At 71.9% G+C, this 24445-nt stretch carries 23 protein-coding genes and 3 pseudogenes; 8 read left to right on the top strand and 18 right to left on the bottom strand.

Annotated features, from left to right (window positions below):
* Positions 1 to 45: 45 nt before the first annotated feature.
* Complete coding sequence (locus ACLQ25_RS21970) at positions 46 to 621, bottom strand: flavoprotein (protein ID WP_425732676.1); 576 nt, start codon at positions 619 to 621, stop codon at positions 46 to 48.
* A 13-nt stretch (positions 622 to 634) separates the two neighbouring features.
* Positions 635 to 1864 carry a helix-turn-helix domain-containing protein gene (locus ACLQ25_RS21965; RefSeq protein ID WP_355051441.1) on the bottom strand — a complete coding sequence of 410 codons (1230 nt, stop codon included), beginning with the start codon at positions 1862 to 1864 and terminating at the stop codon, positions 635 to 637.
* Positions 1865 to 2109: 245 nt separating this feature from the next.
* Here ACLQ25_RS21965 and ACLQ25_RS21960 point away from each other — a divergent pair, with 245 nt between their 5' ends.
* Positions 2110 to 2781 carry a bifunctional DNA primase/polymerase gene (locus ACLQ25_RS21960; protein ID WP_425732675.1) on the top strand — a complete coding sequence of 224 codons (672 nt, stop codon included), beginning with the start codon at positions 2110 to 2112 and terminating at the stop codon, positions 2779 to 2781.
* A gap of 389 nt (positions 2782 to 3170) precedes the next feature.
* Here the strand turns inward: ACLQ25_RS21960 and ACLQ25_RS21955 are convergent, their stop codons facing one another.
* The 5 genes from ACLQ25_RS21955 to ACLQ25_RS21935 form a co-directional block, all read right to left on the bottom strand.
* On the bottom strand, positions 3171 to 3893 hold the full coding sequence (locus ACLQ25_RS21955; RefSeq protein WP_425732719.1) for an FAD:protein FMN transferase: 723 nt from the start codon (positions 3891 to 3893) through the stop codon (positions 3171 to 3173).
* Between the two features lie 49 nt (positions 3894 to 3942).
* On the bottom strand, positions 3943 to 4542 hold the full coding sequence (locus tag ACLQ25_RS21950) for an FMN-binding protein (protein ID WP_425732674.1): 600 nt from the start codon (positions 4540 to 4542) through the stop codon (positions 3943 to 3945).
* 11 nt (positions 4543 to 4553) lie between these two features.
* Positions 4554 to 5894 carry a ferredoxin reductase family protein gene (locus ACLQ25_RS21945; RefSeq protein WP_425732673.1) on the bottom strand — a complete coding sequence of 447 codons (1341 nt, stop codon included), beginning with the start codon at positions 5892 to 5894 and terminating at the stop codon, positions 4554 to 4556.
* Positions 5895 to 5968: 74 nt separating this feature from the next.
* On the bottom strand, positions 5969 to 7351 hold the full coding sequence (locus ACLQ25_RS21940) for a DUF1501 domain-containing protein (protein WP_357132616.1): 1383 nt from the start codon (positions 7349 to 7351) through the stop codon (positions 5969 to 5971).
* Positions 7352 to 7359: 8 nt separating this feature from the next.
* The gene (locus tag ACLQ25_RS21935; protein ID WP_425732672.1) at positions 7360 to 9483 is read right to left on the bottom strand and encodes a DUF1800 domain-containing protein; all 2124 of its coding nucleotides are present in this window, start codon (positions 9481 to 9483) and stop codon (positions 7360 to 7362) included.
* Between the two features lie 429 nt (positions 9484 to 9912).
* Between ACLQ25_RS21935 and ACLQ25_RS21930 the strand changes: the two genes are divergently transcribed.
* Positions 9913 to 10170, top strand: coding sequence for a DUF3040 domain-containing protein (locus tag ACLQ25_RS21930; RefSeq protein ID WP_234586377.1), 258 nt, complete (start codon positions 9913 to 9915; stop codon positions 10168 to 10170).
* A 4-nt stretch (positions 10171 to 10174) separates the two neighbouring features.
* Here the strand turns inward: ACLQ25_RS21930 and ACLQ25_RS21925 are convergent, their stop codons facing one another.
* The 4 genes and pseudogenes from ACLQ25_RS21925 to ACLQ25_RS21910 all read right to left on the bottom strand — a co-directional run bounded on the left by ACLQ25_RS21925 (position 10175) and on the right by ACLQ25_RS21910 (position 14825).
* A complete protein-coding gene (locus tag ACLQ25_RS21925; RefSeq protein WP_425732671.1) occupies positions 10175 to 11062 on the bottom strand; it encodes an SWIM zinc finger family protein in 888 nt (295 codons plus the stop codon).
* Positions 11059 to 13197, bottom strand: a pseudogene (locus ACLQ25_RS21920) (DEAD/DEAH box helicase); the annotation flags it as partial. The gene ACLQ25_RS21925 and the pseudogene ACLQ25_RS21920, both read right to left, overlap by 4 nt.
* 74 nt (positions 13198 to 13271) lie before the next feature.
* Positions 13272 to 14154 (bottom strand): annotated as a pseudogene (locus ACLQ25_RS21915) (ATP-dependent helicase); the annotation flags it as partial.
* Positions 14155 to 14303: 149 nt separating this feature from the next.
* Complete coding sequence (locus ACLQ25_RS21910; RefSeq protein ID WP_425732670.1) at positions 14304 to 14825, bottom strand: DinB family protein; 522 nt, start codon at positions 14823 to 14825, stop codon at positions 14304 to 14306.
* Positions 14826 to 14907: 82 nt separating this feature from the next.
* Between ACLQ25_RS21910 and ACLQ25_RS21905 the strand changes: the two genes are divergently transcribed.
* The gene (locus tag ACLQ25_RS21905; RefSeq protein WP_355051431.1) at positions 14908 to 15114 is read left to right on the top strand and encodes a hypothetical protein; all 207 of its coding nucleotides are present in this window, start codon (positions 14908 to 14910) and stop codon (positions 15112 to 15114) included.
* A gap of 7 nt (positions 15115 to 15121) precedes the next feature.
* Here the strand turns inward: ACLQ25_RS21905 and ACLQ25_RS21900 are convergent, their stop codons facing one another.
* The gene (locus ACLQ25_RS21900; RefSeq protein WP_357132596.1) at positions 15122 to 16264 is read right to left on the bottom strand and encodes a polysaccharide pyruvyl transferase family protein; all 1143 of its coding nucleotides are present in this window, start codon (positions 16262 to 16264) and stop codon (positions 15122 to 15124) included.
* Positions 16265 to 16327: 63 nt separating this feature from the next.
* Positions 16328 to 16807, bottom strand: a complete 480-nt coding sequence (locus tag ACLQ25_RS21895; protein ID WP_425732669.1) for a GNAT family N-acetyltransferase — start codon at positions 16805 to 16807, stop codon at positions 16328 to 16330.
* A gap of 120 nt (positions 16808 to 16927) precedes the next feature.
* Between ACLQ25_RS21895 and ACLQ25_RS21890 the strand changes: the two genes are divergently transcribed.
* The gene (locus tag ACLQ25_RS21890; protein ID WP_425732668.1) at positions 16928 to 17863 is read left to right on the top strand and encodes a phosphotransferase; all 936 of its coding nucleotides are present in this window, start codon (positions 16928 to 16930) and stop codon (positions 17861 to 17863) included.
* An 11-nt stretch (positions 17864 to 17874) separates the two neighbouring features.
* Here the strand turns inward: ACLQ25_RS21890 and ACLQ25_RS21885 are convergent, their stop codons facing one another.
* Genes ACLQ25_RS21885 through ACLQ25_RS21875 form a run of 3 tightly spaced genes read right to left on the bottom strand, consistent with a single transcriptional unit; the run spans position 17875 to position 19675 of the window.
* Positions 17875 to 18504 (bottom strand): HAD-IA family hydrolase, encoded by a 630-nt coding sequence (locus ACLQ25_RS21885; RefSeq protein WP_425732667.1) that lies wholly within the window; start codon positions 18502 to 18504, stop codon positions 17875 to 17877.
* A gap of 42 nt (positions 18505 to 18546) precedes the next feature.
* Positions 18547 to 19095, bottom strand: a complete 549-nt coding sequence (locus ACLQ25_RS21880; protein ID WP_425732666.1) for a hypothetical protein — start codon at positions 19093 to 19095, stop codon at positions 18547 to 18549.
* Positions 19096 to 19123: 28 nt separating this feature from the next.
* A complete protein-coding gene (locus ACLQ25_RS21875; protein WP_425732665.1) occupies positions 19124 to 19675 on the bottom strand; it encodes a DinB family protein in 552 nt (183 codons plus the stop codon).
* A 441-nt stretch (positions 19676 to 20116) separates the two neighbouring features.
* On the opposite strand from ACLQ25_RS21875, the gene ACLQ25_RS21870 reads away from it, so the two are divergent.
* From ACLQ25_RS21870 to ACLQ25_RS21860, 3 genes are all read left to right on the top strand, one after another.
* Complete coding sequence (locus ACLQ25_RS21870) at positions 20117 to 20989, top strand: class I SAM-dependent methyltransferase (RefSeq protein ID WP_425732664.1); 873 nt, start codon at positions 20117 to 20119, stop codon at positions 20987 to 20989.
* Positions 20990 to 21060: 71 nt separating this feature from the next.
* Positions 21061 to 21363: a hypothetical protein gene (locus ACLQ25_RS21865; protein WP_425732663.1), complete on the top strand. Its 303-nt coding sequence runs from the start codon at positions 21061 to 21063 to the stop codon at positions 21361 to 21363.
* Between the two features lie 48 nt (positions 21364 to 21411).
* Positions 21412 to 22857 (top strand): RICIN domain-containing protein, encoded by a 1446-nt coding sequence (locus ACLQ25_RS21860; protein WP_425732662.1) that lies wholly within the window; start codon positions 21412 to 21414, stop codon positions 22855 to 22857.
* Positions 22858 to 23019: 162 nt separating this feature from the next.
* Here the strand turns inward: ACLQ25_RS21860 and ACLQ25_RS21855 are convergent, their stop codons facing one another.
* Both ACLQ25_RS21855 and ACLQ25_RS21850 read right to left on the bottom strand, forming a co-directional pair.
* The gene (locus ACLQ25_RS21855) at positions 23020 to 23193 is read right to left on the bottom strand and encodes a hypothetical protein (protein WP_425732661.1); all 174 of its coding nucleotides are present in this window, start codon (positions 23191 to 23193) and stop codon (positions 23020 to 23022) included.
* Complete coding sequence (locus tag ACLQ25_RS21850; RefSeq protein WP_425732660.1) at positions 23190 to 23408, bottom strand: hypothetical protein; 219 nt, start codon at positions 23406 to 23408, stop codon at positions 23190 to 23192. Before ACLQ25_RS21850 ends, ACLQ25_RS21855 begins: the two co-directional genes overlap by 4 nt.
* Positions 23409 to 23988: 580 nt before the next feature.
* Here ACLQ25_RS21850 and ACLQ25_RS21845 point away from each other — a divergent pair.
* Positions 23989 to 24372: pseudogene (locus tag ACLQ25_RS21845) on the top strand (helix-turn-helix domain-containing protein); the annotation flags it as partial.
* Positions 24373 to 24445 lie beyond the last annotated feature (73 nt).

Here is a 24445-nt window from a genome sequence, read left to right as displayed (position 1 = left end):
GCCGGTGCGGCAGCGCCGCCGACGCGCCGGGGCCGGCGGGCAGGCTCAGGCGGCGCGGTACGCGACGGTGCGCAGGGCGGCCAGCGGCATCGCCCACGGGAAGGCGTGCATGTGCTGCTCCCCCGTGCCGGGTGGGTGCAGGGCCACCACGTGGTCACCGAAGAGCACGGTGATCCCCCAGTCCGCCAGCCGGGCCACGCCGGCCCGGAACGCCGGGTGGGCGGCCATCGCGACGTTGGTGTACGGCACGGCGACGATCGGGATGCCCTTGCCCTGCGCCTCGACGAGGAGGCCGAGCGCGAGGGTGTCGGCGATGCCGGCGGCCCACTTGTTGACCGTGTTCACGGTCGCCGGGCAGACGACCATGGCGTCGGCGGGCGGCAGCACGTCCGGGTCGCCGGGGTTCTTGTAGTGCGTCCGTACCGGGTGGCCGGTCTGTCGGTGAAGGGCCGTCTGGTCGACGAACTTCGCGCCGTCCGGCGTGGTGATCACGCAGACGTCCCAGTCGTCGGCCTGGGCCAACTCGACCAGGCGGCCGACGTGACGGGCCAACGGCGAACCGCAGGCGATGACGTAGAGCACCGCACGGTGCTCGCTGGTGTGTGGTTGGCCGGTCGTCACACCGGCTCCGCGCTCATACCCCAACTCCCATCTGCTCAGCCAACTCCGCTACCGGAGAAGGTGGCGCACCCCGTGTGCGACGAAGGACGTCGGACATCACCTCGTGGGCGATCGGTCGGCAGCGGATCTCCGACGGCGCGAGCCGGTCACCGAGCAGCAGCATCTCGCCGGCGTTGGCCACGTCGCCGATCTGGGCGTACCCGCGGGCGATGTCGAGCAGGTGGTGGGCCCGGCGTTCGGGCAGCAGCGCGTTGAAGTCGGGCTCGGCGATGCGCAGTTGGTGGACCTCCACCGCGCGGCCCCCGTCGCCCAGCTCGACGGCGGCGGCGGCCCGGTGCAGCTCGACGTTCGTCGGGCCGAACGACGTCCAGTAGTGGTTGTGGTCGCCGCCGAGCAGGGTGGCGGCCTCCTGCGCGCAGTTGATCAGATCGTCGACGCTGGCCGAGTCGCCGATCCGGGACGCCGCCATGGCCCCCTGCAACAGCAGCATCCCGTAGACGGACAGCCGGGCCGGTGAGACGTCGTTGCCGCCGCCCGGGGCCAGCCGGTTGGCGATCTGCACGTTCAGCTCCAGCGCCGGCCGGGCCCGGCCCATGGCGACCAGGGCGTTGCAGACCCGCGTGGTGGCGATGCCGGCCAGCAGCGGGTCGTCGGCGCGCTGAGCCACCGCCATCGACCGGTCGGCGGCCAGCCAGGCCAGCTCGAACTCGCCGAGCTTGCGCAGCACCGAGGAGGCGATCTGGTAGACCTGCCCGAGCAGGTGCGCCGCCTCCGGCGCCTGCGCCCCGCTGTAGGCGGCGTCGGCGGCCTGCGCGTCGCGCAGCAGCTTGGGCAGCGCGCGGGTGAGCATCCCGTAGCGGCCGTACTGGTAGGTGAGCCAGGCGTGGTTGACGGCCTTGCGCATGTCGTCCAACGGGGGCGGGTACGGCACGGCGTCGAAGTACGCGCTCATCGAGTCGTATCGCTCCAGGGCGGCCCGGATCTCCTGCACCTCGATCTGGTCGATGCAGTTCAAGGCGTCCGTACGCCGCTCCGGGTCGCGGCCCATCAGCAGCTGCACGTCCATCTGGAGGATGTCGGCGATCTCGTAGAGGACCGAGAACTTGTCCAGCCGGCGGACGCCCCGCTCGACCTTGTCGACCCAGCTCTTCGACTTGCCCAGGCGGTCCGCGAAGACCTGCTGCGACATTTTGCGCCGCCCCCGCCAGTAGGCCACTCGCCGGCCAATGGGTAGCTCGTCCATCTCCCCATCCCTCCCCTGCCACCGCCGAAGGGCGGGGCGCTGTCCGCGGGTGCGGCGATCAGTCGTTCGTCTTGCAGTTTTCGCTGGTCGCACAGCCTGTACGTCAGCCGGAAAGCCAGTCCTCGTACTTTTCGTCCAAGTTGCACGAGCCGTTCGTCAACCTCAACGATCGTGGGTTACGGCAGTGACGGCGTTCGAACTGCGACCTGGCGTCCGCCGGGCCCGACCGAGAGGAGATGGCACACATGTGGGGGAACGTCGGACCACGGGTCGTCGAACTGTCGCCGCTGGAACGCGTCCGGCTGCGCCGGGTCGCCATCCGGTACGCCGCACACGGGTGGGAGGTGACGCCCGGCGCCTGTCTCGCCCGCAGCAGGTTCGTGTGCGGTCGGGCCGGCTGCCCCACCGTGGGTTGCCACCCCGCGCTGGAGAACTGGGAGCTGGCCGCCACCACCGACCCGGCCCGGGTGGCCACCTGGTGGCGTACCCGCCCACACGGTGTGCTGCTGCCCACCGGGCGGACCTTCGACGTGCTGGAGGTGCCGGCGCACCTCGGCCGGCACGTGCTCGACGCCGTGCAGACCCACCCGGCCGGCACCGGCGTACGCGGGCCCGTGCTGGTCACCCCCACCGGCCGGTGGATGTTCCTGGTGCGTCCCGGTGACCCGCTGCGGCCCGAGTTGGAGCACTGCTTCCACGTGGTGCGGCACGGGCCGGGCTCGTGGATTCCCGCGCCGCCGACCCGGCTGCCGGAGGGGACCGTCCGCTGGGCGGTCGCGCCGGAGCAGGCCCGTTGGCAGCTCCCCGACTCGTACCTGGTGCAGAACACCCTGATCGAGGCGCTGCGCGCCAGCGGGGTGACGCTCACCCACGACCTGCTCCCCGGGCACCTGCCGCTGCCCCGCCGGGGAAGGTGAGCCGGGGCCGGCCGACGATCCGATCCGGTGACCGACAGCGTCGCCGGGCCACCGGTCCTCGTTGAGCAGGTGACCGCGCGAACGCGCGCCACGAACGGGGGAACGATGTCCACACACGACCGGTCGCCGTATCCCGGCGGCACCGAGCCGCCCCGGCGCGGCCAACGAGGGCACCGCTGGGCCGGCACCCGCCCAACCGGCTCGCGCCCAGGCCGCCCCCGCCCCACCGGCACCCGCCCCGCCACCACCCACCGCCCCCTCCGCTAGACCCGCCCCCGTCACCCCACCGACCACCTCGTCGATCTTGCACTTTGTGTCGCGGCATTCCCCCTCACAAGGGGCGGATCGGCAACCGAAACCGCAAGATCGCGGAAGAAGGGGCGGGGCGGTCAGGCCGTTTGCGGGAGGGCGGCGGAGTGGAACTGGCGGGCGTCGTCGGTGACTACCGCGTAGGTGTGGTCGGTCAGCCGGTCCAGCCAGCCGATTCCCGCCGCGCCCATGGCCAGGGCGGCGGTGGCGTAGGCGTCGGCGACACCCAGGTCGCTGCCGACCACCGTCACCGAGCGCAGTCCGGTGGCCGGCGCGCCCCGGCGAGGGTCCTGCACGTGCCGGCCCCGCTCGTAGACGCCGGAGGTGGCCACCGCCAGGTCGGTGCCGGCGAGCACCAGGCAGGTCGCCATCTCGTCCCACGGGTGCCGGATGCCGATGCGCCACGGCTCGCCGGTGGGCGAGAAGCCGCGTACGCGGACGTCGCCGCCGGCGTTGACGCAGTGGTTCGCCGCCCCGGCGGCGAGGAGCCGGTCGGAGGCGACCTGCGCCGCCCAGCCCTTCACGTAGCCGGACGGGTCGAGCCGGCCGGTGGCGTACGCGTCGAAGAACCCGTCGGTGACGCCCCACAGGTCGGCGCAGGCCTCCAGCACGAAGCGCAGGTCCGCCGACGCCTCGGAGAGCAGCACCTCGCCCCGGTCGAACCGGCACACCTCGCTGTCCGGCCGGTACGTGCTGAACCGGGCGTCCACCTCGTGCATCCAGGCGAAGACGTCGTCGGCCAGCTCCCGCAGACGCGCTGGGGGCAGGTCGTCGGCGAGGTCCAGGGTGATCGTCGTACCCATGATGTGCTCGACCCGGCACAACCCGGGCCGGGTCATCGCGGCCGGCACGTCAGAACGCCTGCTCGATGGCGGCCCGCAGGGAGGTCTTGTACGCGTTGCTGGTGGCGGTGGCGCCGGAGACGGTGTTGAGGTTGGCGCTCTGCTTCTTCACCACCTCGCCGCCGCTGCCGTTGTAGGCGCTGCGGACGTCGCCGCTGTGAATGTCGGACTCGCCGCCGCTGGGCAGCGACAGGGTTGTCGCGTCGACGATCTTGTTGCCGGAGACGACGATCTGCACCTGCACGTACCCGTAGTCCTCCGCCGTGTCCACCTCCGGCCCGGTGATCCGGCGGGTGGTCGACTGGGGCGGCTTGGTGGTCTTCGGCGCGGTCGGCGCCTTCGCGGTGGTCTTCGTGCCGGACGGCCGGGTGGTGGTCTTGCCGGGCTTGGGCGACACCGACGCGTCGGCGGTCTCCGACGGCTTCGGCGCCGCACCCGAGGGGTCGGCGGCCGGGGCGACGCTCGGGTCGACGCCCGGTCCGCTGGGGTTGACCGGTTGCGCTGTCGGCAGGTTCTGGGCGACCTGGGTGGTGCCCGGCGAGCCCTTGAGCACCACCAGGGCGGTGGTGCTGGCGGCCAGGCCGGTGATCGCGAGCAACGCGCGACGCATGCGATGCCTTCCTACAGTTCGAAGGTGGCCAGGTGGATCTGCCGGCGGGGCACGCCGGCGCGGCGTAGCGCGCGCACCGACTGCTCGACGAGCCCGGACGGTCCGCACAGGTAGACGTCCCGTCGTGCCACGTCGGGTACCAGTTGGCGCAGCCCGTCGGGGCTCATGAGCTGGCGGGGGCCGGGGTCGTCGCGGGAGCCGATGACGTACCAGATCGACGTGTCGCGTTCCTGGGCCAGCCAGTCCAGCTCGCGGCTGAGCAGCACGTCGGCGGGGGTGCGGGCCCGGTAGATCAGGGCCGCGCCCGGCGGCAGCTCCTCGAGCATGGCCCGGATGGGCGTGATGCCGCTGCCACCGGCGATCAGCAGCGCCCGTTCGCGCACCCGGTGCGCGGCGGTGAAGGTGCCCGACGGGCCCTGCGCCCACACCCGGGTGCCCGGTTCGAGGTCGCGCAGGTCGGCGGTGTGCCGGCCGACGACCTTGACGGTGAGCCGCAGCCAGCGACCGTTCGCGGCGGCGGAGACGGAGAACGGGTGCGACTGCCACCAGCAACCGGGGCTGAGGAAACGCCAGCGGAAGTACTGCCCGCCGAGCATCGCGAGCCGGCCCAGCCGCTCGCCCGTCAGGTAGACGGAGATCGTGTCGGGGCTCTCGGCGACCACGTCGGCGACGCGCAGCTTGTAGCGCAGGTTGAACGCCAGCGGCGCGATCACCCGCCCCCAGAGCAGCGCGGCGACCACCAGCAGGTAGAGCGCGATCCAGCCGGTGCGTACCGGGCCGGGCTTGTAGAGCTGCGCGCCGTGGCTGAACTGGTGCCCGTAGCCGAGCAGCAGCACCAGGTAGCTCGACCGGTGCAGCAGGTGCCACAGCTCGTAGGGCAGCGCCCGACGGATGGCCCGGACGCTGCTGAACCCGATAACCATCATGATGCCGGTGGCGACGAAGGCCGAGAGCATGTCCTCGTAGCTGCCGAGCAGCGTGCCCACCTCGGCGAACACCGAGTGGTTCCGCAGGTCGGCGTACCCGACGAGGATCAACGACAGGTGCGCCAGCACGGTGACCAGCAGCGTCGCGCCGATGTCACGGTGCCAGCGGCCGATCTGCTCGCCGCCGATCCACCGTTCCAGCACCGGCAGACGACTCATCATCAGCACCTGCACGAGCAGCAGGTAACCGGCGATCAGGCCGGTGATCCGGCCGCCGGCGGTGAGGGTCGCGGCGGTGCTGCGCAGCGACCCGGCGGGGGTGCCCAGCCACCACGGCAGCACGCTGGCCAGCAGCCCGACCAGCAGCAGCACGGCCAGCAAGCGCCGGCCGCCGGGTCCGCGCCGGTCCGGGACCTGCGGGGGCACGGGAGCAGCCGACCGGCCGCCGTGCCGGGACGAGGTCCCGGTGCGGCGGCCGGCGGCGTGTGTGCCCGGGTACGTCACGCGTACAGCTTCATGGGGGCGTACTTCATGCGCGGGAACACCTTCTGCACCTCGGCGTTGGTGAGCCCGAAGCGGCCCTGCGCGAGGGAGCCGTAGACGTTGAACATGTTGTTGTATTCCGGCACGTCGCCGGAGTCCAACTTGCTGAGCCCGTTCCAGGTGCCGAGCAGCGAACCGGCCAGCTTCTTGCCGGACAGGACGGTGACCACGCCGCCGTGGCCGTGGTCGGTGCCGCCGGTGTTCGAGCCGACCCGGCGGCCGAACTCGCTGGACACCATGATCGTCACGTCGGCGGCCTGCGGGCCGAGGTCGGTGAAGAACGCCGCCATGGCGCTGGCCAGCTCGTTCAGCCGGCGGTGCAGCTGACCACCGCTCTGGGTGCCCTGGTTCTCGTGGGTGTCGTAGCCGCCCATGCCGACGGTGGCGACCCGGACGTTGGCGCCGCCCTTGATGAGCTGGGCGAGCTGCTGGAACGCGTTGCCGACGCCCTCGTACTTGACGCCCGCGGCGGGCTGGTACGGCTTGGCGGCGAGCTTCTGGGCGGTGGCGAGCGCGCCCATGCCCTCCTGCACGGCCTCCTCCACCGGGTGGTTGATCCCGGTGAAGAGCCCCTTGATGGCCTTCTCGGTGGCGGCCCGGAACTTGTCGTCGCCGTTGAGGCGCAGCGAGCCGACGCTGTTGAGCGAGAGCGCGCCGTTGTTGCCGACCAGCGAGCGGGGCAGCGTGCTGCCGATGCCGACGCTGCGGAACGCGGTGCCCTTGCCGAGGTTGTCGACCAGGCCGTCGAGCCAGCCCCGGCCGCCGGTCTCGTTGGGCAGGCCGCCCAGGTTGCAGGCGTCGGCGGCCTGGAAGTGGCTGCGGGACAGCCGCTCGTCGGAGACCGCCGGGATGAAGCCGAGCTGACCGGCCTTGAGGAAGCTCTCCAGCGGCTTGAACGCGCTGGTCAGCTTGAAGCCGCGGCTCAGGGCCAGCGAGTCGTTGCCGAGCAGCAGGTCGGGCCGGGCCTTGGCGAGCACCGCGTCGCCGTCCGGCGCGACGAGGCTCAGCCCGTCGAGACCGCCGTAGAGGAAGACGTGGATCAGCGTGCCGGTCTTGGTGGCCGCGAACGACGCCGAGGTGGTGACGAACTGGGAGGTGGCCAGCGCGGTGGCGGTGGCCGCGGCACCGGCGACGAACGTCCGTCGGGTGACGCCGCGCCCGTCCTGCTGGGCCTCCTCCAGGTCCTCCAGCCGGCGGTAGCGGTCGGCCTCGGCCGCGTTCTCGGCGGCCACGAGGTCGGCCTCGGCGCGCAGCAGCGCCTCGGCCGGGTTGTCGGCCAGCCGTCGCACGTCGGGGCATTCGGGGTGCAGGGGGAAAGAGTTGTACACAGTCTTCTCCATCGGGTGCCTCACCGGAGGTGGTGCTGGGGGGAAGCGAGGACCGCCCGCGCGACGGCGGTGACGGCCCCGTTGAACGTGGCGTCGACCTTGGCGGTCGCCGCCACACCGGCCACGCCGAGGATCAGGTTCTTCTCCCGGGTGCTCAGCTTCTGGCCCACGAGCCGCAGGGACAGCGCGTCCACGTACGCCCCGGCGGTGGCCGGCGCCTTGACCAGCTTGTCCGGCGCGGTGTACGTGAAGACGGTGCGGTAACCGGCCACGATCTCGCCGGCCTCGTTCCAGCCGTTGACCATCGTGCCCGCCGAAGTCCACGCGACGTAGACGTCGGGGTAGCCGTCCGGGGTGGGCTGACCCATCGGGTACTGGCCCAGCTCGCGCAGCTTGTCGTGGATCTGCCGCAGGCCCCGGGCGAACGGGGTGCGCTTGTTGTCGCCGTTGTTGTTCTTCGCCGACGCCTCGGGCAAGACGCCCAGCGTGCGGTACGTGGCGACCAGGTACTCCATGGGCCGGCGGACCTTCTGACCCACGGCCGCCCAGAACTCCGACGAGCTGAAGAGCGTCATCAGCACCGGCTTGATCATGCCGTTGTTGCTGCTGTACGTCTTGGCCAGCCGGTCCACGAGGGACTTCGGCGGGGTGTCCGAGACGAACCGGGTCGCCAGGCTCTGCGCCACGTACTTCGCGGTCGAGGGGTGCAGCGCGATGTAGGTGATGTACTTGTCGATCGCCGCGTCGACGGCGGCGATCTCCTTGGCCGTCGGGTTGTTGACGTCCTTGATGCTGAACGTGTTGGCGTGGGTGAAGCCGAGGATCTTCACCTTGCCCATGTAGTGCTGGTTGACGCGCAGGACGTACTGGCCCTTGTCGTCGACGGCACGGCCGGTCTGGAGCATGGCGGCCTGCCGGACGTCACCCTCCTTGTAGCCGCCGTCGACGCCGACCGAGTACAGCTCGAGGTTCTCCCGGGCGAGGTTCTCGTTGATGGCGTCCTTGCGGGAGTCCTTCTGGTTCAGGTAGATCAGCAGCGCGGGGTGCTTGTTCGCCGCGACCAGCATCTCGGGGTAGCTGCCCAGCGCGTGCTTGCGCACGACGTCCTTGTCGAACGAGGTCCGGTAGACCTCCCCACCGTCGAAGTCGGCGGCGACGTGCAGGAAGTCGTTCCAGAAGTCGACCATCACCTCGAAGAGCTGACGCTTCGACCAGATCTGCCGGGCCAGGGTGGCGTCGACCACCTCCCGCTCCGGCTGGGCGCCCTGGTCGTTGAGCTTGTCCCGCTGGTCACGGAGCTGCTGCACGGAGAGCGACTGGGTGGGCAGCTCGGCGAGCTTCAGCTCGGCCTTGCTCGGCTCGATCTTGTCCGGGTCGAGCTGCGTGCGGATCCACGCGTCGATGCCCTGCTTCTTGATGTCGGCGACGACGGCGGGCGTCGCCCCGAAGGTGGCCCGCCGGGCCAGGTGCAGGATCGGGTCCTTGGCGAGCACCGTCTTGACGGTCACCTCGGTCGCCGCGGCGGCCGCGGCCGGGCCGGAGAAGGTACGGCCACCGCTGGGCGCGTTCTTCTTCAGCGCCTCACCGGCGCGCGAGCCCATGTAGCTCTCGTTCTGCTCGGTGTAGGTACGCACCGTGCTGGGCTGCTGGCCGCTGGGGCGCGCCGCGGTCCCGTCGGTCACCGTGCTGCCGGTCGCGTCGGCCGCCGCCTCGTCACCGAAGAGGTCACGGAACTGCGGGGTCATGGCGAGCGCCGCGCCACCGGCCACGACGGCGGCGGTGCCACCGAGCGCGGCCATGGCCTTACGCCGGCCGACCTTGCGGCTCGGCTCGTTGTCGTCGTCCAGAGTGGGCAGTCCGACGCCGGCCGGGCCGGACGGGGCGGGACGACCGAGGCCCTCCGGGCCGACCCACTGCGGCCCACGCGGGGCGGGGGCGGGCTGTGCGTTGTACGCGTACCCGTCGACGTACTGCTCGCGCGGGTCGCCCTGCGCCGGGTAGCCGCCCTGGTAGGGGTGGGGCGAGTCGTATCCGTACGACGCGGACGCGGTGGGGTCGCCGTACGTGTCCGAAGTGTGGTGCTGGCGTCCGTCCCAGCCGCGGTCGTCCCGCGGTCGACGTGGTGGCACATTCTGGTCGGCCATGTACCAATCCCGATTTCTGATGAGCGCCGGAAGCTGCGACCGGGCAGGTGCGGCAGGTGCGGCGACTGTTGCCTGAGGGGGTTGCTACGGCAAGGTAACCAAGCGCTCAGGTGCCTTCAAGGCGGGCCGAACACGCCCGTGAGGGCACTTAAGACAGCGCTCACCACGGCATTCAAGGTCGACGGGTCGGCGCGGGCGGGTTCCAACCTTCCCAGCAGGGCGGACGCGCGCCAGCCGGGTACGGATCGGACCACGCGGCCCTACGCGCCACGTTCACCGCTGTTCACCACCACAGGCAAACTTAAGGTTCGGATAAGCCGGACGTGAGGTGCTCTCACGCTGGGGAAAAGTAGGAGGAGCAGGAGCGTGAGCCGCCGTCGCAGCGGGTATGCCGCCGAACCGCTGAACGCGTGAGGGGAAGGCAGCGCCATGCTCAGCAAAGAGGATCAGCGCAGGTTCGACCAGATCACCCGTCAGCTCCGGGAGAGCGACCCGGCGTTCTTCGCCCGGCTCGACCATCGGGTCCGGGCCCGTCGGGGCCGTTATCTGATGTTGTTGACCATCGTGCTGTGGGCGTCGCTCCCGGCGATGGCCGTGTTCGCCGGCCGGCTGGCCGGCGCGATCTGCGCGGTGGTGCTGGTCGCCAACGCGGCGATCATGTGGCGGTTCCGCCGCCGCTGGACGTGACGGCTCAACCCGGGCCGAAGGCCCGGTACGCGCGGCGCAGCCGCTCCAGCAGGCCCGGCCCACCGATGGCCGGCGCCGGCGGACCGAGCTGGCGCAGCAGGAGGTCCGGCCCGGTCGCCAGTCGGGGTGGCCGGTCGGGCAGCGGCACGGGCGCCGTCCAGAAACGGTCCACCGCCTCCGCGACGGGCGTGGCGGCCAACCCGGCGAGTGCCCGGGACGCGCCCGCCGGTGGCAGCACGTCGACCGCCGACGGGCCCGGGTCCACGATGGAGGATGGCGCGGGCGACGCCGGTGCGCCGGTCGCCTCGGCGCGGCGGGCGCGCAGCCGGTCCAGCAGGTCCGCCCGGGATCGGCCACGCCAGTGCAGCAACTCGAACGGGTCCGCGTCGAACGCCTCGGCGAGCAGGTAGAACGTGGCGGCCAGGTGCTTGCACGGCACCGCGAAGTCGGGGCAGTTGCAGCGCTGCGTCAGCTCGTCGACGGCGGCGGGAAAAAGCGGGGCGCCCGCCGCGGCGAACAGCTCCTCCAACTCGTCGGGCAGGTCCCCGGCGAGCAGGCGGGCGCTGAAAAAGGCCTGACCGGCCAGTTCGTCCTCGATCCGGGACCAGAGCGCCTCCGGGAACGCCGCCAGCGCGATGGAGACCTCGTACGGGCGGGGCCGGGAGCCCTGCACCTGGGCGGTGACCCGGCCGGGCGTGACGTCGAGCCGGAGCACCTGACCGGCCCGCGCGTACGACCGGCCCCGGGTCAGCCGGGTGCCGAGCGCGAACGACTCCAGCACCTCCAGGAAGCGCCGGGACCACCAGGACCGTCCGATCGCGCCCCGGGTGCTGCGCGCCTTCAGCCCTCCGTCGACCTTGCGGGGCCGGCCATAGTCAGCGAACTCGCTCACTCCACCACCGCCCCGGCCTCCAGGGCGAACAGGTCCCGGAGCTGACCCGTGGACAGCTCGGTGATCCACTGCTCGCCGGTGCCGACCACCCGCTCGGCGAGGCTGCGCTTGTCGGCGATCAGCGCGGCCACCTTCTCCTCGACCGTGCCCGCGCACACGAACTTGCGGACCTGCACGCGTCGCCGCTGCCCGATCCGGAACGCCCGGTCGGTCGCCTGGTCCTCCACCGCCGGGTTCCACCACCGGTCCACGTGCACCACGTGGTTGGCGGCGGTCAGGGTGAGGCCGGTGCCACCGGCCTTGAGGGACAGCACGAACAGCGGCGGACCGTCGGCGGACTGGAAACGCTGCACCAGGGCGTCCCGCTCGGCCTTGCCGAGCCCACCGTGCAGGAACAGCACCTCCCGGCCGAACCGCGCCGACAGGTGACCGCGCAGCATCGCCCCGAACTCGGCGTACTGGGTGAACAGCAGCGCCCGCTCCCCCGCCGCCAACACCTCCTCCAGGATCTCGGTGAGCCGGGCCAGCTTGCCCGAGCGCCCATCCAGCGGGGAGCCGTCGCGCAGCAACTGGGCCGGATGGTTGCAGACCTGCTTGAGTCGGGTCATGGTGGCCAGCACCAGCCCGCGTCGCTCGATGCCGTCGCTGGTCTCGATCCGGGCGAGCATGTCGTCGACCACCACCTGGTAGAGGGCCGCCTGCTCCGCGGTGAGGTTGCAGACCACCTCCATCTCCAGCTTCTCCGGCAGGTCCGAGATGATCGACGAGTCGGTCTTGAGCCGGCGCAGCACGAACGGGCCGGTGATCCGGCGCAGCCGCTCGGCGGCCTCGGCGTCGCCGTTGCGCTCGATCGGCTCGGCGAACCGCTTGCGGAACGTCGCGGCCGGACCGAGCAGCCCCGGATTGGCGAACTGCATGATCGACCAGAGGTCGGCGAGGCGGTTCTCCACCGGCGTACCCGTCACCGCCACCCGCTGCCGGGCGGGCAGCGCGCGGACCGCCTCGGCCTGCCGGGTGGAGGCGTTCTTGATCGCCTGCGCCTCGTCCACGACCACCCGGTGCCAGTCGATGCCGGCCAGGTCGACGGCGTCGCGGGCGGCCACCGAGTAGGTGGTGAGGACCAGGTCCGCGCCGTGCGCGGCCGTCGTGAACTCCGCTCCCCGCGCGCGCTCCGCGCCATGGTGTACGTGCACGCGCAGCCCCGGCGTGAACTTCGCCGCCTCCCGCTGCCAGTTGCCGACCAGCGACATCGGACAGACCAGCAGCGTCGGCCCGGCGTCCGGCGGGTCTCCGGCGAGCAGCGCGAGCATCTGCACGGTCTTGCCCAGCCCCATGTCGTCGGCCAGCACCCCGCCGAGCCCCAGCGACCGCAGGAAAGCCAGCCAGGCCAGCCCTCGCTGCTGGTACGGCCGCAGCGTCCCGGCGAATCCCGGCGGCGGGTCGAGCGGGGTGAGCCGGTGTTCGACCGCCCCGGCCAGCAGGTCGCCCAGCGCGCCGTCGGCGCTCACCTCAAGCACCGGCAGCGCGCCGGTGTCCTCGCCGTCGGTGAGCCCCAGGCGCAGCAGGTCGGCGACGGTCAGCTCGCCGGCCGAGCGGAGCAGCCGCAGACCGGCGGCGAGCCGTCCCGGGTCCAGCTCCACCCACCGGCCGCGCAGCCGTACCAGCGGGGTCTTCAGCTCGGTCAGCGCCGCCAACTCCTCGGCCGACAGCGGCTGGTCGCCCAGCGCGATCTCCCAGCGGTAGTCGACGAGCGCGTCCAACCCGACGCCGGCCTCGGTGCCGGCGACCGTGCCGGGCGCGGTACGGCTGCGGGCGCGCAGCCGAGCGCCGAGCCGCGCCGACCGGCGCTGCCACCATGAGGGCAGCAGCACCCCGAAGCCGGCGGCGTGCAGCACCGGCGCGCCTTCACTGAGGAACCGGTGCGCGCCCTCGACGTCCAACTCCATCGCCTCGGGGGCGGCGGTGCGCAGCGCGGCGTCCAGGTCGGGCCAGAGCCTGCTGGCCCGGCCCAACTCGGCCAGCAGGGTCTCCTGCGGGCTGCCCGTACGGCCGGTCGGGTGCGCCCGCCAGACCTCGGCGGCGTCGACGTGCAGGCCCGGCTCGTCGGCGGCCTGCAACCCGAACTCCAACCGCCACCGCGCGCTCTCGGTCGGGGTGACGGGCGTGCTGTCGCCGGACGGGCGGGTCGCCAGGATCGGTTCGGTGACCTCGTCGGGGGCCGGCTCGACCAGTCGGAAGCTGGCCCGCACGGCCCCGCCGGCCGCGTCGCGCTGCCAGTCGTCCAGCTCGGTACGCAGCACGTCCAGCGCCGCCTCGTCGACGGTGAAGTCGCGGCGGGGCCCGGCGAGCGCGGACAGCCAGGCCGGCGCGGGCCCAGCCGGGCGCACTCCCCGGGCCAGGGTGGTGTTCGCGAGAGCGGCCCGGGCGGCGGCGTCGGTGAGCCCGTCGAGCGCGTCCGCCACCAGGTCGGCGGCGGTCAGCTCGCCATCGCCGCCCTCGGTGTCGACGGCGGCGGCGCGGGCGGCCGGCGGTAGGGCCAGCGCCAGCGAGCGGGCCCAGCCGGCGTCGGTGCCGGTCAGCAGCGGACGCCACACCGCCCAGGCGACCACCCGGGCGGTCGTGTCGATCGGGGTGCTGACGCCGGGCAGGACGCGGCCCCGGGCCACCAGGTCGGCGGCGAAGTCGGCCAGCTCGCCGAGGTGCCGCAGGGTCGCCCCGCACACCACGGGCAGGTCGTCCAGGGCGCGGAGCAGGGGCAGGGCGTCGTCTGGGGCGTACACCAGGGTGGGCACCCGCCACGCGGCGAGGGCGAGCCGGCCGCGGGCCGGGGGTGCGACGGTGGTCCGGATCAGCTCGGGCGAGTCGGTCGGCGTGCCCGCCCGGGTGGGCAGGGTGAGCAGCGCGGTGTCTGGGCGGGCCGGCTCGGCGGCGTCGGCGAGGGCCGTGACCAGGTCGGCGTGCCCGGCGGCGAACGGGTGCGGGCGCTCCCGGGGAGGGCGGCCGGAGCGCGCGACGGGTACCGGCGCGGCGCTGTCCTCGGCCCACACGGCGAGCCCGGAGCCGGGCAGCCACAGCCCGTGGATGACCAGCACGTACTCCCCCTCGTCGCCGCCCGCGCCCAGGATAGGCGGCCCCACGCGGAAAGCTCGCACCGATCTTGCGGTTTCGGTCGCCGACCTGAGTGGTAATGCCCGTTACGTCGGGACAGAAAGTGCAAGATCGACGAGTCGAGGGCTCGGGCTCAGAGCGCTCCGGTCGACCCGTCGGTGAGTTCGCGCAGGATGTCGGCGTGGCCGGCGTGCCGGGCGGTCTCCTCGATGAGGTGAACCAGGATCCAGCGCACCGACACCTCACCGAGCTGCAGGTGCGGCACCACGTGGTCCAGGTCGAAACGCGCGACGACCGCGCGGGACCGGTCACAGGCCCGCTCGTACGCCTCGACGAGCCCGTCGACCGTGTCCCGCTCGTCGAGGGTGAAGCTCGCTTTCGCGTCCTGGGCCGAGTGAAGGTAGACGTCGCCGGGCTCGGGGGCCAGCAGCACCGGGAACCAGTTCCGCTCGACCAGGGTCAGGTGCTTGACCAGCCCGGCGAGCGTCGTCGCGGAGGGCACCAGCCGGCGGGCGGCCTCGTCGTCGGACAGACCCCGCACCTTGCGCACCACCATCGAGCGGTGGAAGTCGAGGAACGACTCCAGGACGGCGCGCTCGTCGCCGACGCGGGCGAGCACCGGGCCGAGCGTCGGATCGATGGTCTGCTCTGCCATCCGCCGACACTAACGACCCGGCCGGCTCGGCGCTGCCCCGCATCCCGCTGCGAGGTGGCCGCACGACGGGCAGGATGGGCGCATGGCCTCATCCGTGCAGATTCTTCTCGTCGGCGGCGCGGCGGACGGGCAGACCGTGACCGTCGAGCTGGACACCAACGGCCGCCCGCCGCTCACCCACCACCACCTCGGGTCCGGTGGGCTGGCCGAGGCGCAGATCTACGAGTTGGAATCCGCCCGCGAGGAGGCCCGCGAGTGGCGCTACCGCTGGACCGGCCCGGCGGTGTGAGCGCCGATCAGGCCCGGGTGAGGGTCTGGCTGCGCAGCTGGTCCAGCACCCCACGGGTGACCTCGGAGGTGCCCCGGGCCTGCTCGCAGACCTCCGCGACCCGACGGGCGGTGGCCTCGGCGCGCTGCTCGCGTTCGTCCCACAGGCGGTCGACCTCGGCCAGCAGCGGCCCCTCCACCTCCCGTTCCACGCCGCGCAGCGCCGGCACACCGAGCCGCTGCGCCAGGTCGAAGACCTTTCCGGCGTACGGCAGCGGCAGGAACGGCGTACCCACCATCGCCGCGAAGATCAGGAAGTGCAGGCGCATGCCGACGGCCAGGTCGAAGTGGCGCATCAGGCCGAGCACCTGCTCCGGCGAGTAGGTGCCGTGCAGGATCCGCCCCCGATCCGCGGCGACCATGTGCGACAGCACCCCGTGCGAGTGCCGGATGTCGTCGCGTTCCATCGGCACGAACAGCACGTACGCGTCGATGCGGTGCACCAGGAAGTCACCGATCTGGGCCAGCAGCCGGTGGTAGCCGTCGACGTCGAGGCGTTCGGCGGCCCGTCCCGGCTCCCGGACGCTGATCCCGACCAGCCTCTTGCCGACCGGCACCCCCTCCTCGCTGAGCAGGTGCGCGGGGAAGTCGGCCGGCTGCAACAGGAACGCCGGGTCGGCGGTGACCGTGATCGGGTTGAGCAGTCCGGCCTCCTCCAGGACCATCCGGGACTCCTGGTCCCGGACGGTCACCTGGGTGGCGCCGGCCAACGTCTCGCGGACCATGCCGGTGTCGACCGCGTCGCTGAGTGGTCCGACCCCCACCGCGTACGTGATCAGCGGCAGGCCGCGTTCCTGGGCGACCCGGACGACCCGCAGGTAGCGGCGGGCCTCCCGGTCGTAGAGGATCCCGCCGCCGCCCAGGATCAGCAGGTCGAGCTGGGCCAGCACCAACGCCGAGTCGGTACGGCTGACGCCCTCCCACGGCACCGCCTCGACGTCCGGGTGCGCGGCCCGGGTGTGCTCCGGGTGGCGGGAAAAGACGATGATCCGGGCGTTCGGCTCCTGCGTGCGCAGATCGGTGAGCAGGCCGGTGAGGATCGCCTCGTCGCCGAGGTTCCGGCCACCGTACGAGCCGAGCACACCGATGGTCAGTCCGGCGCCGTGCGTCATCCGTCGCTCCTCCCCAGGTGCGGTCCGCGCGGGTTTCCCGCTGGGCAGGTGAACAGTCCCGGTTCAGCTCGGTGGGTCGATCCGCTTCGTCATCTGCTGGGCGGTGACCTCGAAGCCCAGGCTCCGGTAGAGGCCGATCGCCACGGTGTTCGTGCCGAAGACGTTCAACCCCAGCTCGGGTACGCCCAGTTCAGCCAGTTCGGCCTCGATGAGCTGGATCATCCGTCGTGCGTGTCCGCGTCCCCGGTGCGCCGGATTTACCTCGATGTTGTAGATCCAGGCCTGTCGGGTCTCGGCGCTCGCCGGCAGGCCCACCCAGATCCAGCCGACCTCGGTGTCGTCGACCCGCCCCACCCGCAACAGCGCCCGCTCGGTGGCCGCGCCCGCCGGCAGCAACTCGCGGAGCTGCTCGGCCGACCGCTCCCGGGCCGCCTGCGGGGTCAGGCCGCGATGCGCGCCGAGGTCCTCGGCGTACTCGACCTCCAGGGGTTCCCATCGCTGGGACAGTTCCGGCTCGGTCATCGGCGTCAGAGTCAACTCCACCGCGGCCTCCTTCTTCTCGATCAATCGCGGCGACAAGTCCACCATGGCCACCCCGGCCGCGCCTCGTTCCGGCGGCGGAATTGAGTTGTTCGCCGCGATGGGCGGGTGCACCGTGGCGGGATGGCACAGGTGGCGGCGAGGCGGATCGGCTGGGGTGATCTGCCGGCAACGGTACGGTCCGCGGTCGAGGAGATCATCGGCGACCGGGTGGTCGAGGCGGTCTCCCAGTCGGGTGGTTACTCGCCGGGCACCGCCGACCGGGTCCGTACCGCGACCGGCCGGCGGGCCTTCGTGAAGGCGGTCAACCCGGCGTTGAACCCGGACAGTCCGGTCATGCACCGCGCCGAAGCCCGCATCGCCGGCGCGCTCCCGGCGACCGCGCCGACGCCCCGCCTGCTGGGTTGCCACGACGACGGCGACTGGGTGGCGTTGGTCTTCTCCGACGTGGCCGGACACCACCCGCGCACCCCGTGGCGGTCCGACGAGCTGACCCTGGTCATGGACGCCCTGGAGGCGATGGCCGTCGCGCTCACCCCGAGCCCCGTCGCGCACGTGCCGACCGCCGCCGAACTGCTGGCGGAGGACTTCGCGGGCTGGCACCGGGTCGCCGCCGACCCGCCGCCACAACTCGATCGGTGGGCCCGCGCGCACCTGGACGAGCTGCGCGCGGCCGCCGACGAGGGCGTCGCCGCGCTCGCCGGGGACACGCTCTGCCACGTCGACGTACGGGCCGACAACCTGCTGTTCGACGCCGCGGGAACGGTGACCGTGGTCGACTGGCCGTGGGCCTGCCGGGGGCCCGCCTGGCTGGACACGGCGCTGCTGCTGGTGAACGTCCGGCTGCACGGCGGGCACGACACCGAGGCGATGCTGCGCCGGCTGCCGCTCACCGCCGACGTCGACCCGGCCGCGATCACCGGCGTGTACGCCGGGCTGGCCGGCTTCCTGACCGACCGCGCCCGCCGCCCGCCGCCGCCCGGCATCCCCGCCCTACGGGCGTTCCAGCAGGCTCAGGCCGACGCCCTGCTGCCCTGGCTGGCAGCCCGCCTCGGCTGACGCCCGATCGGTCAGCTCCCGGTGGTCGCCGCCTCGAACTGGCGGGCCAACTGCTCCAGGTCGTCCAGGCGTACGTCGCCGTCGAGGCCCTTGAGCGCGGCCGTCACCGCGCCGGCCGCGCGCCCGGCCCGCAACCCGACCTCGGCGTCCTCGACGACCAGGCAGCGCGCCGGTGGCACGTCGAGCAGCGCGGCGGCGCGGAGGTAACCCTCCGGCGCCGGCTTGCCCTCGCGGACGTCCTCCACCGTCACCAACACCGGTGGCGCGATGCCGGCGGCACCGAGCCGGGCCTCGGCCAACCGCACGTCGGCGCTGGTCACCACCGCCCACGGCACCCCCGACCGGGCCAACGTCGACAGCAGCTCATGGGCGCCCGGGGTGGCGGTCACGTCGGACAGGTCGTCGTACTGCAACGCCAACTGCCGTGCCGCCGCCACGGCGACCGCCGCGTCGTCGAGCCCGGGAAGGAGCCGACGGATCGTCTGGTCGGCGGGTCTGCCGTGCGCGATCGCGAGTGCCGCCGCCGGTTCGACGGCGTACTCGGACGCCCATCGCTCCCAGGCCCGCTCGACGGCGGCGTCGGAGTCCACCAGCGTGCCGTCCATGTCGAAGAGCACCGCGCCGATGCCGGACAGATCCATTTGATCACCCCCTGTTTCCGCCCGAGCATAGGGGGCACGCGGTCAGCCCTCGCGGTCGACGGCGGGACGCGCGACGTCGACGAACGCGACGCGGCGGTCCGTGCGTACCTCGATGGCCGCGAGCCACCGCTCCCGGTGCCGGTCGCACAGCGCCGCCGCCGCGTCGCCCGGCTCGGCGGCGAGCCGACGCTGCTCGGCGTACTCCGTCGTCAGGCTGGCCACCACCGACCGGCCCGCCGCCGCGACGTCCGCCGGGCCCTGGAGCAACACCAGGTTGTACGCCTCGTCCACGGCGCGCATCGCCGCGTACGTTTCGTCGTAGCCGGGCGTCGCCGCGTCCGCGCCCGGCTCGACCCATCGCCGGTCCAGCCGCCGGTACGCCGCGTCACAGGCGCCGAGGAACCCGACGTACGCGTCGCGCCGCAACTCCTCGCGCCGGGTCGCGGCCCGGCCGGCGCTCTCCTCGCGGGCGATGGTGAGCTGGTGGGCGAGCTGCCGGCGGGTGCTACGGGCGGCGATCAGCCCGGTCAGGGCGGCGGCGGTCAGCGTGGACAGTGACGTGATCAGCGCGACGGCGACGGTGTCCTGCACGCGCCCATTCTGGCGGCTCCCGTGGCGCTCAGCGGGGCGGGTCCTCGCCGGTGAGCCCGTCCACCGACTCGCGGATCAGGTCGGCGTGCCCGGCGTGCCGCGCGTACTCCTCGATGAGATCGACCAGGACCCGCCGCAGGCTGGGCACCTGGCCGTCGGGCCACTCGCCCCGGGCCAACTGCTCCGGGCCGCCGTCGGCCAGCAACTCGGCCACGGTGGCCCGGGAGCGCGCCACGGCTCCCCGCCACAGCGTGTAGAGCTGCTCCGGGGTGTCCTCGGCGGCCGAACGCCACTCCCAGCCCGGGTTGGCGTCCCAGTCGACGGTCTCCCACGGCGGTCCCGGTGAGCGCCCGGCCAACTTCAAGGAGAAGTAGAGGTCCTCGACCAGGGCCAGGTGCTTGAGCAGCCCGCCCAGAGTGATCGACGACGGGCCGAGCGTCGCCCGCAGGCCGGCCGCGTCGAGCCCACCGGTCTTCCAGGCGAGGGTGGCGCGCTGCCGGTCGAGGGAGCCGAGCAGGGTGGCGGTCTCGTCGCCCGCGATCGGCGGTTCGGGGTGACCGTGCTCGTCGCCGCTGGTCATGGGGACCGAGGCTAACGGCGGACGGGTACGTGCGCCACCCGTGGCGATGCCCAACGGCACCAGTTATCGCTTCGGCGCCATTCGAGGCGGCCTTGATACAACAGCGGCGCGTCCTCGTCTCGCTCGACGTACAGCACGTCGTCCTCGACCCACCAGACGTCGCCGACGCGCAGGAAGACCGGAACGTCCAACGTCAGAGCGAGGAGACAGAAAGCTGACCCACCGTATGACCAGGAGTCAGCGTCGGTTGCGCTTGCGGAGTACGGCCCAGACTCCGCCGGCGACTGCGGCCGTGAACGGAAGCAGACAACAGAGGCTCAGGACCGCAAGGTGCCATGGTTTGATCGCGCCCATAGGCGCGAAGGCTATCGGGTGCGGTCAAATGGCTCCGCGCGGCGGCACGGTCCGCACGCGAAGCCGATACGGACAGGAGCGCGAGCGATGTCGAAGACGCCAGCCGCGAGCCGCACGGCGGTGCTCGTCTGCCAGGGCCGCGCGGCGGCGGATGGCCTGGTCGCTCCCGGCCGGTTCGCCGACCCGACAGCCATGCGCCTGCTCCGCGCCGACGAACGCGAGGCCGTCCAATGGGTACGCGACGATGCCGCGCCCCAGTCGTGGCGGCAACGGGTCGACTTCGAGACGGTACGGGCCTGCGCCGAGATGATCGTGCCGCGCACGGTGGCGATCGACGACGCCGTACGCGCCCACCGCAGCTCTCAGGTGGTGATCCTCGGAGCCGGGCTCGACGGTCGGGCCTGGCGGATGCCGGAGCTCGTGGGCAGGGCGGTCTTCGAGGTCGACCAACCGAGCAGCCAACGCGACAAACGCGAACGCGCCGAGGTGCTGCCCGGCACTCCCCCGACGTTCGTGGCGGTGGACTTCGGCCGTGACCTGCTCGCCGACGCGTTGGCAGCCGCCGGACATCGCCCCGACGAACCGACGACGTGGATCTGGGAGGGCGTCGTGCCGTACCTGACCACGACAGAGGTGGCCACGACGGTCGCCGCGCTCGCCGCCTGCTCGGCCCCGACGAGCCGCCTCGTCGTCAACTTTCAACTACCCGGGACGACCCTGACGCTGGGCCGGCTTGTCGCACGGGTGCTGATGGCGTCCACCGGCCGGCGCAGCTTCTGGGCGACCGAGCCGTGGCGCTCGACCTGGACACCGGCCGCCATGGCCGCGTTGCTCGCCCGACACGGCTTCACGGTCACCGGCGACCACGACTTGCTCGACACGGCGCGAGAGCTGTCCGTGCCGATCCGCAGGACCACGTCCCTGGCACACAGCCGGGTGATGGTCGCCGATCGCGCGTGACCGGTCGTCGCGCCACGACCCGGCTCAGTCGACCAGCCGACCCACTCCACCAGCGCGGCGAGCGTGTCGGGGTGTTCGTCGGTGACGAGGTGACCGGCGGCGGGGACGATGTCGACGCCGGCATGAAGCCGCTGTTCCGCCGCCGCGCGCAGGCGAGCCGGAGGCAGGAACACGTCGTGGTCGCCGCTCGCGACCAGGATGTCGGCGGCCACCATCCGGTACTGCCGCGCCAGGGCCGTGAGCAGCGGCAGGTAGGCCGCCGTGCTGAAGCGGTCACCAGCGACGAAGACGACCGTCACCGGGCCCGCGCCGGTGGTGAGCACGGAGGCACCGCGCCACCGGTGACCGTTCTCGACCTGCACCGAAAAAAATAGATGTACATTAATGAACGGTCGCCGCCCGCCCCCGGAAGGACGAACGTAGTGAGACGCAACAGACTGCTTCCATCCCTGGTGGCGGCGCTCACCCTGGTCGGAACGGCGATCGTCGCGGTCACCACCCTGGCCGCCGCCCCGGCCCAGGCCGCGCCGGTCACGATCCCCAACGGCACGCAGTTCACCGACACCGCCGGCAACCTGCTGCACGCCCACGGCGGTGGGGTTCTCAAGGTCGGCGACTACTACTACTGGTTCGGTGAGAACCGCGACGCCAACAACACGTTCCGGGCGGTCTCCGTCTACCGCTCCACCAACCTGCGCGACTGGGAGTTCCGCAACAACGTGCTGACCCAGTCGTCGGCGGCGGAACTGCAGTCGGCCAACATCGAGCGGCCGAAGGTCATCTACAACGCCAGCACCAACCGGTACGTGATGTGGATGCACAAGGAGAACGGCACCGACTACGGCGAGGCCAGGGCCGCCGTCGCCTCCTCGGCCACCGTGGACGGCACCTACACCTACCACGGCAGCTTCCGGCCGCTGGGCAACATGTCGCGGGACATCACGCTCTACAACGACGGCGGTACCGCCCACATGATCTCCGCTGGCGACGAGAACCGCGACCTGCTCATCTACCGCCTCAGCGCCGACTACCTCACCGCGGCCACGCTGGTCGGCAACTTCTGGAACGACGGCAACCGTGAGGCGCCGGCTCTGTTCAAGCGCGGTGGCACCTACTTCCTGCTCACCTCGGGCCTGACCGGTTGGAGCCCGAACCAGGCCAGGTACGCCACGGCGTCCAGCATTTCCGGTCCGTGGACCGGCATGACCAACGTCGGGGACTCGACCACCTTCCGCTCCCAGTCGGCCTTCGTGCTCCCCATCCAGGGCACGTCGACGACGAGCTACCTCTACCTCGGCGACCGCTGGGCCGGCGCCTGGGGCGGGCCGGTCAACGACTCCCAGTACGTGTGGTTGCCGATCGCCTTCCCCACCGCCACGACCATGAGCCTGACCTGGTATTCCACGATCACCATCGACGCCGCCGCGGGCACCGTCACTGGAGAGGCGCCGCTCTCCTACCGCATCATTAACCGCAACAGCGGCACGGTGGTCGACGTGCTGGACATGTCCGTCAGCGACAACGCCGAAGTCAGACAATGGTCCTGGAACGGAGGCGCGAACCAGAAGTGGGAGTTCCGCGACGCCGGTAGCGGCTACTTCCGGATCGTCAACCAGAACAGCGGCAAGTGCCTCGACGTCGCCAACGCCTCCACCGCCAACAGCGCCAACGTCGTCCAGTACACCTGTGGCACGGGCACCAACCAGCAGTGGCAGTGGGTCGCCACCGGCAGCTACTACCAACTGCGCGCCCGACACAGCGGCAAGTGCCTGGACGTGGTCAGCAGCGGCACGGCGGACGGCACCGACATCACCCAGTACACCTGCGGAACCGGCACCAACCAGCAGTGGACCCGCACCCAGTCCTGACATCGCCGTCACGTCAAGACGACCTTGACGCACGTAGGGACGCTGCGGGAACAGACTGAGTCGGCTCTCGTGTCGCGGCGGGGCCGCCTCAGGAATCCCGCTCGACCCTGGGCAAACAACGGGATCGAGGCTCGGCTGGCCGATTGCGGCACTTCGCTGCCGTCAGACGAGGCGCTGGATGCGGACCTTGGGGCGCTCGTTCCGGAGGTGGCCGTGCTTGTGTTGGCGGACCTGTTCGTCCCAGACCTTTCGGTCGTAGTCCGGGTCCGGTGGGATCCACTTGTGCGAGCCGTCGCTGTAGTGGAACTTCTCGTCGCCGGGCCGCAGGATGCTCATCGGGTCCACCCGAGGAAGCGGTAGTGCAGGCGGCCGGCGGGAACGTGGGCCAGGTCCTGGGTAGCCTGCACCAGTTGGGCACCTAGGTAGAGAGCCAGGGAGATCGGAGCGTCGTCGAATTCGGCGCGCAGTTCGCGCTGCCGGGTGCGGCAGGGCCAGGGCGCATCGCAGCCACCGCAGCTCCAGATCGGCAGTACCGGGCCGTGGGTGGTCATGCGCGCCCCCCGCGCAGCGCCGCCGCCAGGGACCGCGCCCTCCGGCCGATTACCCAATCCATCTGCCGGAATGGGTACGACGTGAGCCGCGACCACCACACCCGGCAGCCGTTGCGCAGGCCGTCTTTCTGAGGTAGACGTACGACCAGGAGTTGCCGCTCCACCTCGTTACTCACTGCTCCTCCTCGATGGGCCAGTGCCCCCGGTTGATCGGAATGCGGTGCCTAATACGGCAGGGCAGGTCGGCCCCACATCGACAGATCCACCTCCACTCCGGCCAAGACCAGGCTGGCCGGTGGCGTCGCGCCAGCGTCATCGCGACAGCGGACAGGTACTCGTCGTAGGTCACTCGTCGCCCTGGTGATGTCCTATCTCGCATCGCTGGCTTCCTCCGCCGGGCAGCACTTCACGGCCGACCCCGCACCACGGGACCGGATCTGGAACATTCGGTAACTACGACGCTACGATCACGACGGCGTCGGTTGGACTCACCCGCAGTACGACTGAACAGGCGAGATGGGCTGCCGCAGCCTTCGTTTCACGGCGGAACGTCGACCACGAGTCAACGTAGGGATGGCGCATGAGGGGTAGCGGACGATCAGCGCCAGATCGCGGCGGAGTGACTGGCTACCTGTTGAAGCTGATCCGGGAATCCATCCCGCTCACGCAGGAGCAGCTTGCCGTGCACCTAGAGGTCGATCGCGTGACGGTGCAGAGCTGGGAGTCCGGGCGTCGACCATTCACCGCGGTACCGCTCGGGCAGGCGATCGCCGTCCGAGGCAAACTCGGACGGCTGGGCGCGAACACGCTCCTGCTCGCCGCACTCGACGACGCCGCCGAGGCGGATCTCATCCTCGCCGCAGTCCTCACCGAACAAGTGGACCGGCGCGACACCGCCGAACAGCCGCTGGGCTGGTCCGTACTCACCCACCGTCTGACCGACTTGATTCTCTGGGCTGTCCTAGATGATCGATTCCAAGGGATGTGGGACCGCAAGTAGACGCGAGGGCGTCCATGATCGGCGTTGTCTAGGCAAC

Source organism: Micromonospora sp. DT44 (assembly GCF_049841635.1).
GTDB lineage: Bacteria > Actinomycetota > Actinomycetes > Mycobacteriales > Micromonosporaceae > Micromonospora.
This window is presented reverse-complemented; position numbering and strand designations above follow the sequence as displayed.

Coding starts and splice junctions, on each gene's coding strand:
- ACLQ25_RS21965 (WP_355051441.1), bottom strand. CDS start 1,864: ATGGACGAGCTACCCATTGGCCGGCGAGTGGCCTACTGGCGGGGGCGG.
- ACLQ25_RS21960 (WP_425732675.1), top strand. CDS start 2,110: ATGTGGGGGAACGTCGGACCACGGGTCGTCGAACTGTCGCCGCTGGAA.
- ACLQ25_RS21955 (WP_425732719.1), bottom strand. CDS start 3,893: ATGGGTACGACGATCACCCTGGACCTCGCCGACGACCTGCCCCCAGCG.
- ACLQ25_RS21950 (WP_425732674.1), bottom strand. CDS start 4,542: ATGCGTCGCGCGTTGCTCGCGATCACCGGCCTGGCCGCCAGCACCACC.
- ACLQ25_RS21940 (WP_357132616.1), bottom strand. CDS start 7,351: ATGGAGAAGACTGTGTACAACTCTTTCCCCCTGCACCCCGAATGCCCC.
- ACLQ25_RS21935 (WP_425732672.1), bottom strand. CDS start 9,483: ATGGCCGACCAGAATGTGCCACCACGTCGACCGCGGGACGACCGCGGC.
- ACLQ25_RS21930 (WP_234586377.1), top strand. CDS start 9,913: ATGCTCAGCAAAGAGGATCAGCGCAGGTTCGACCAGATCACCCGTCAG.
- ACLQ25_RS21910 (WP_425732670.1), bottom strand. CDS start 14,825: ATGGCAGAGCAGACCATCGATCCGACGCTCGGCCCGGTGCTCGCCCGC.
- ACLQ25_RS21905 (WP_355051431.1), top strand. CDS start 14,908: ATGGCCTCATCCGTGCAGATTCTTCTCGTCGGCGGCGCGGCGGACGGG.
- ACLQ25_RS21900 (WP_357132596.1), bottom strand. CDS start 16,264: ATGACGCACGGCGCCGGACTGACCATCGGTGTGCTCGGCTCGTACGGT.
- ACLQ25_RS21890 (WP_425732668.1), top strand. CDS start 16,928: ATGGCACAGGTGGCGGCGAGGCGGATCGGCTGGGGTGATCTGCCGGCA.
- ACLQ25_RS21885 (WP_425732667.1), bottom strand. CDS start 18,504: ATGGATCTGTCCGGCATCGGCGCGGTGCTCTTCGACATGGACGGCACG.
- ACLQ25_RS21875 (WP_425732665.1), bottom strand. CDS start 19,675: ATGACCAGCGGCGACGAGCACGGTCACCCCGAACCGCCGATCGCGGGC.
- ACLQ25_RS21870 (WP_425732664.1), top strand. CDS start 20,117: ATGTCGAAGACGCCAGCCGCGAGCCGCACGGCGGTGCTCGTCTGCCAG.
- ACLQ25_RS21855 (WP_425732661.1), bottom strand. CDS start 23,193: ATGAGCATCCTGCGGCCCGGCGACGAGAAGTTCCACTACAGCGACGGC.
- ACLQ25_RS21850 (WP_425732660.1), bottom strand. CDS start 23,408: ATGACCACCCACGGCCCGGTACTGCCGATCTGGAGCTGCGGTGGCTGC.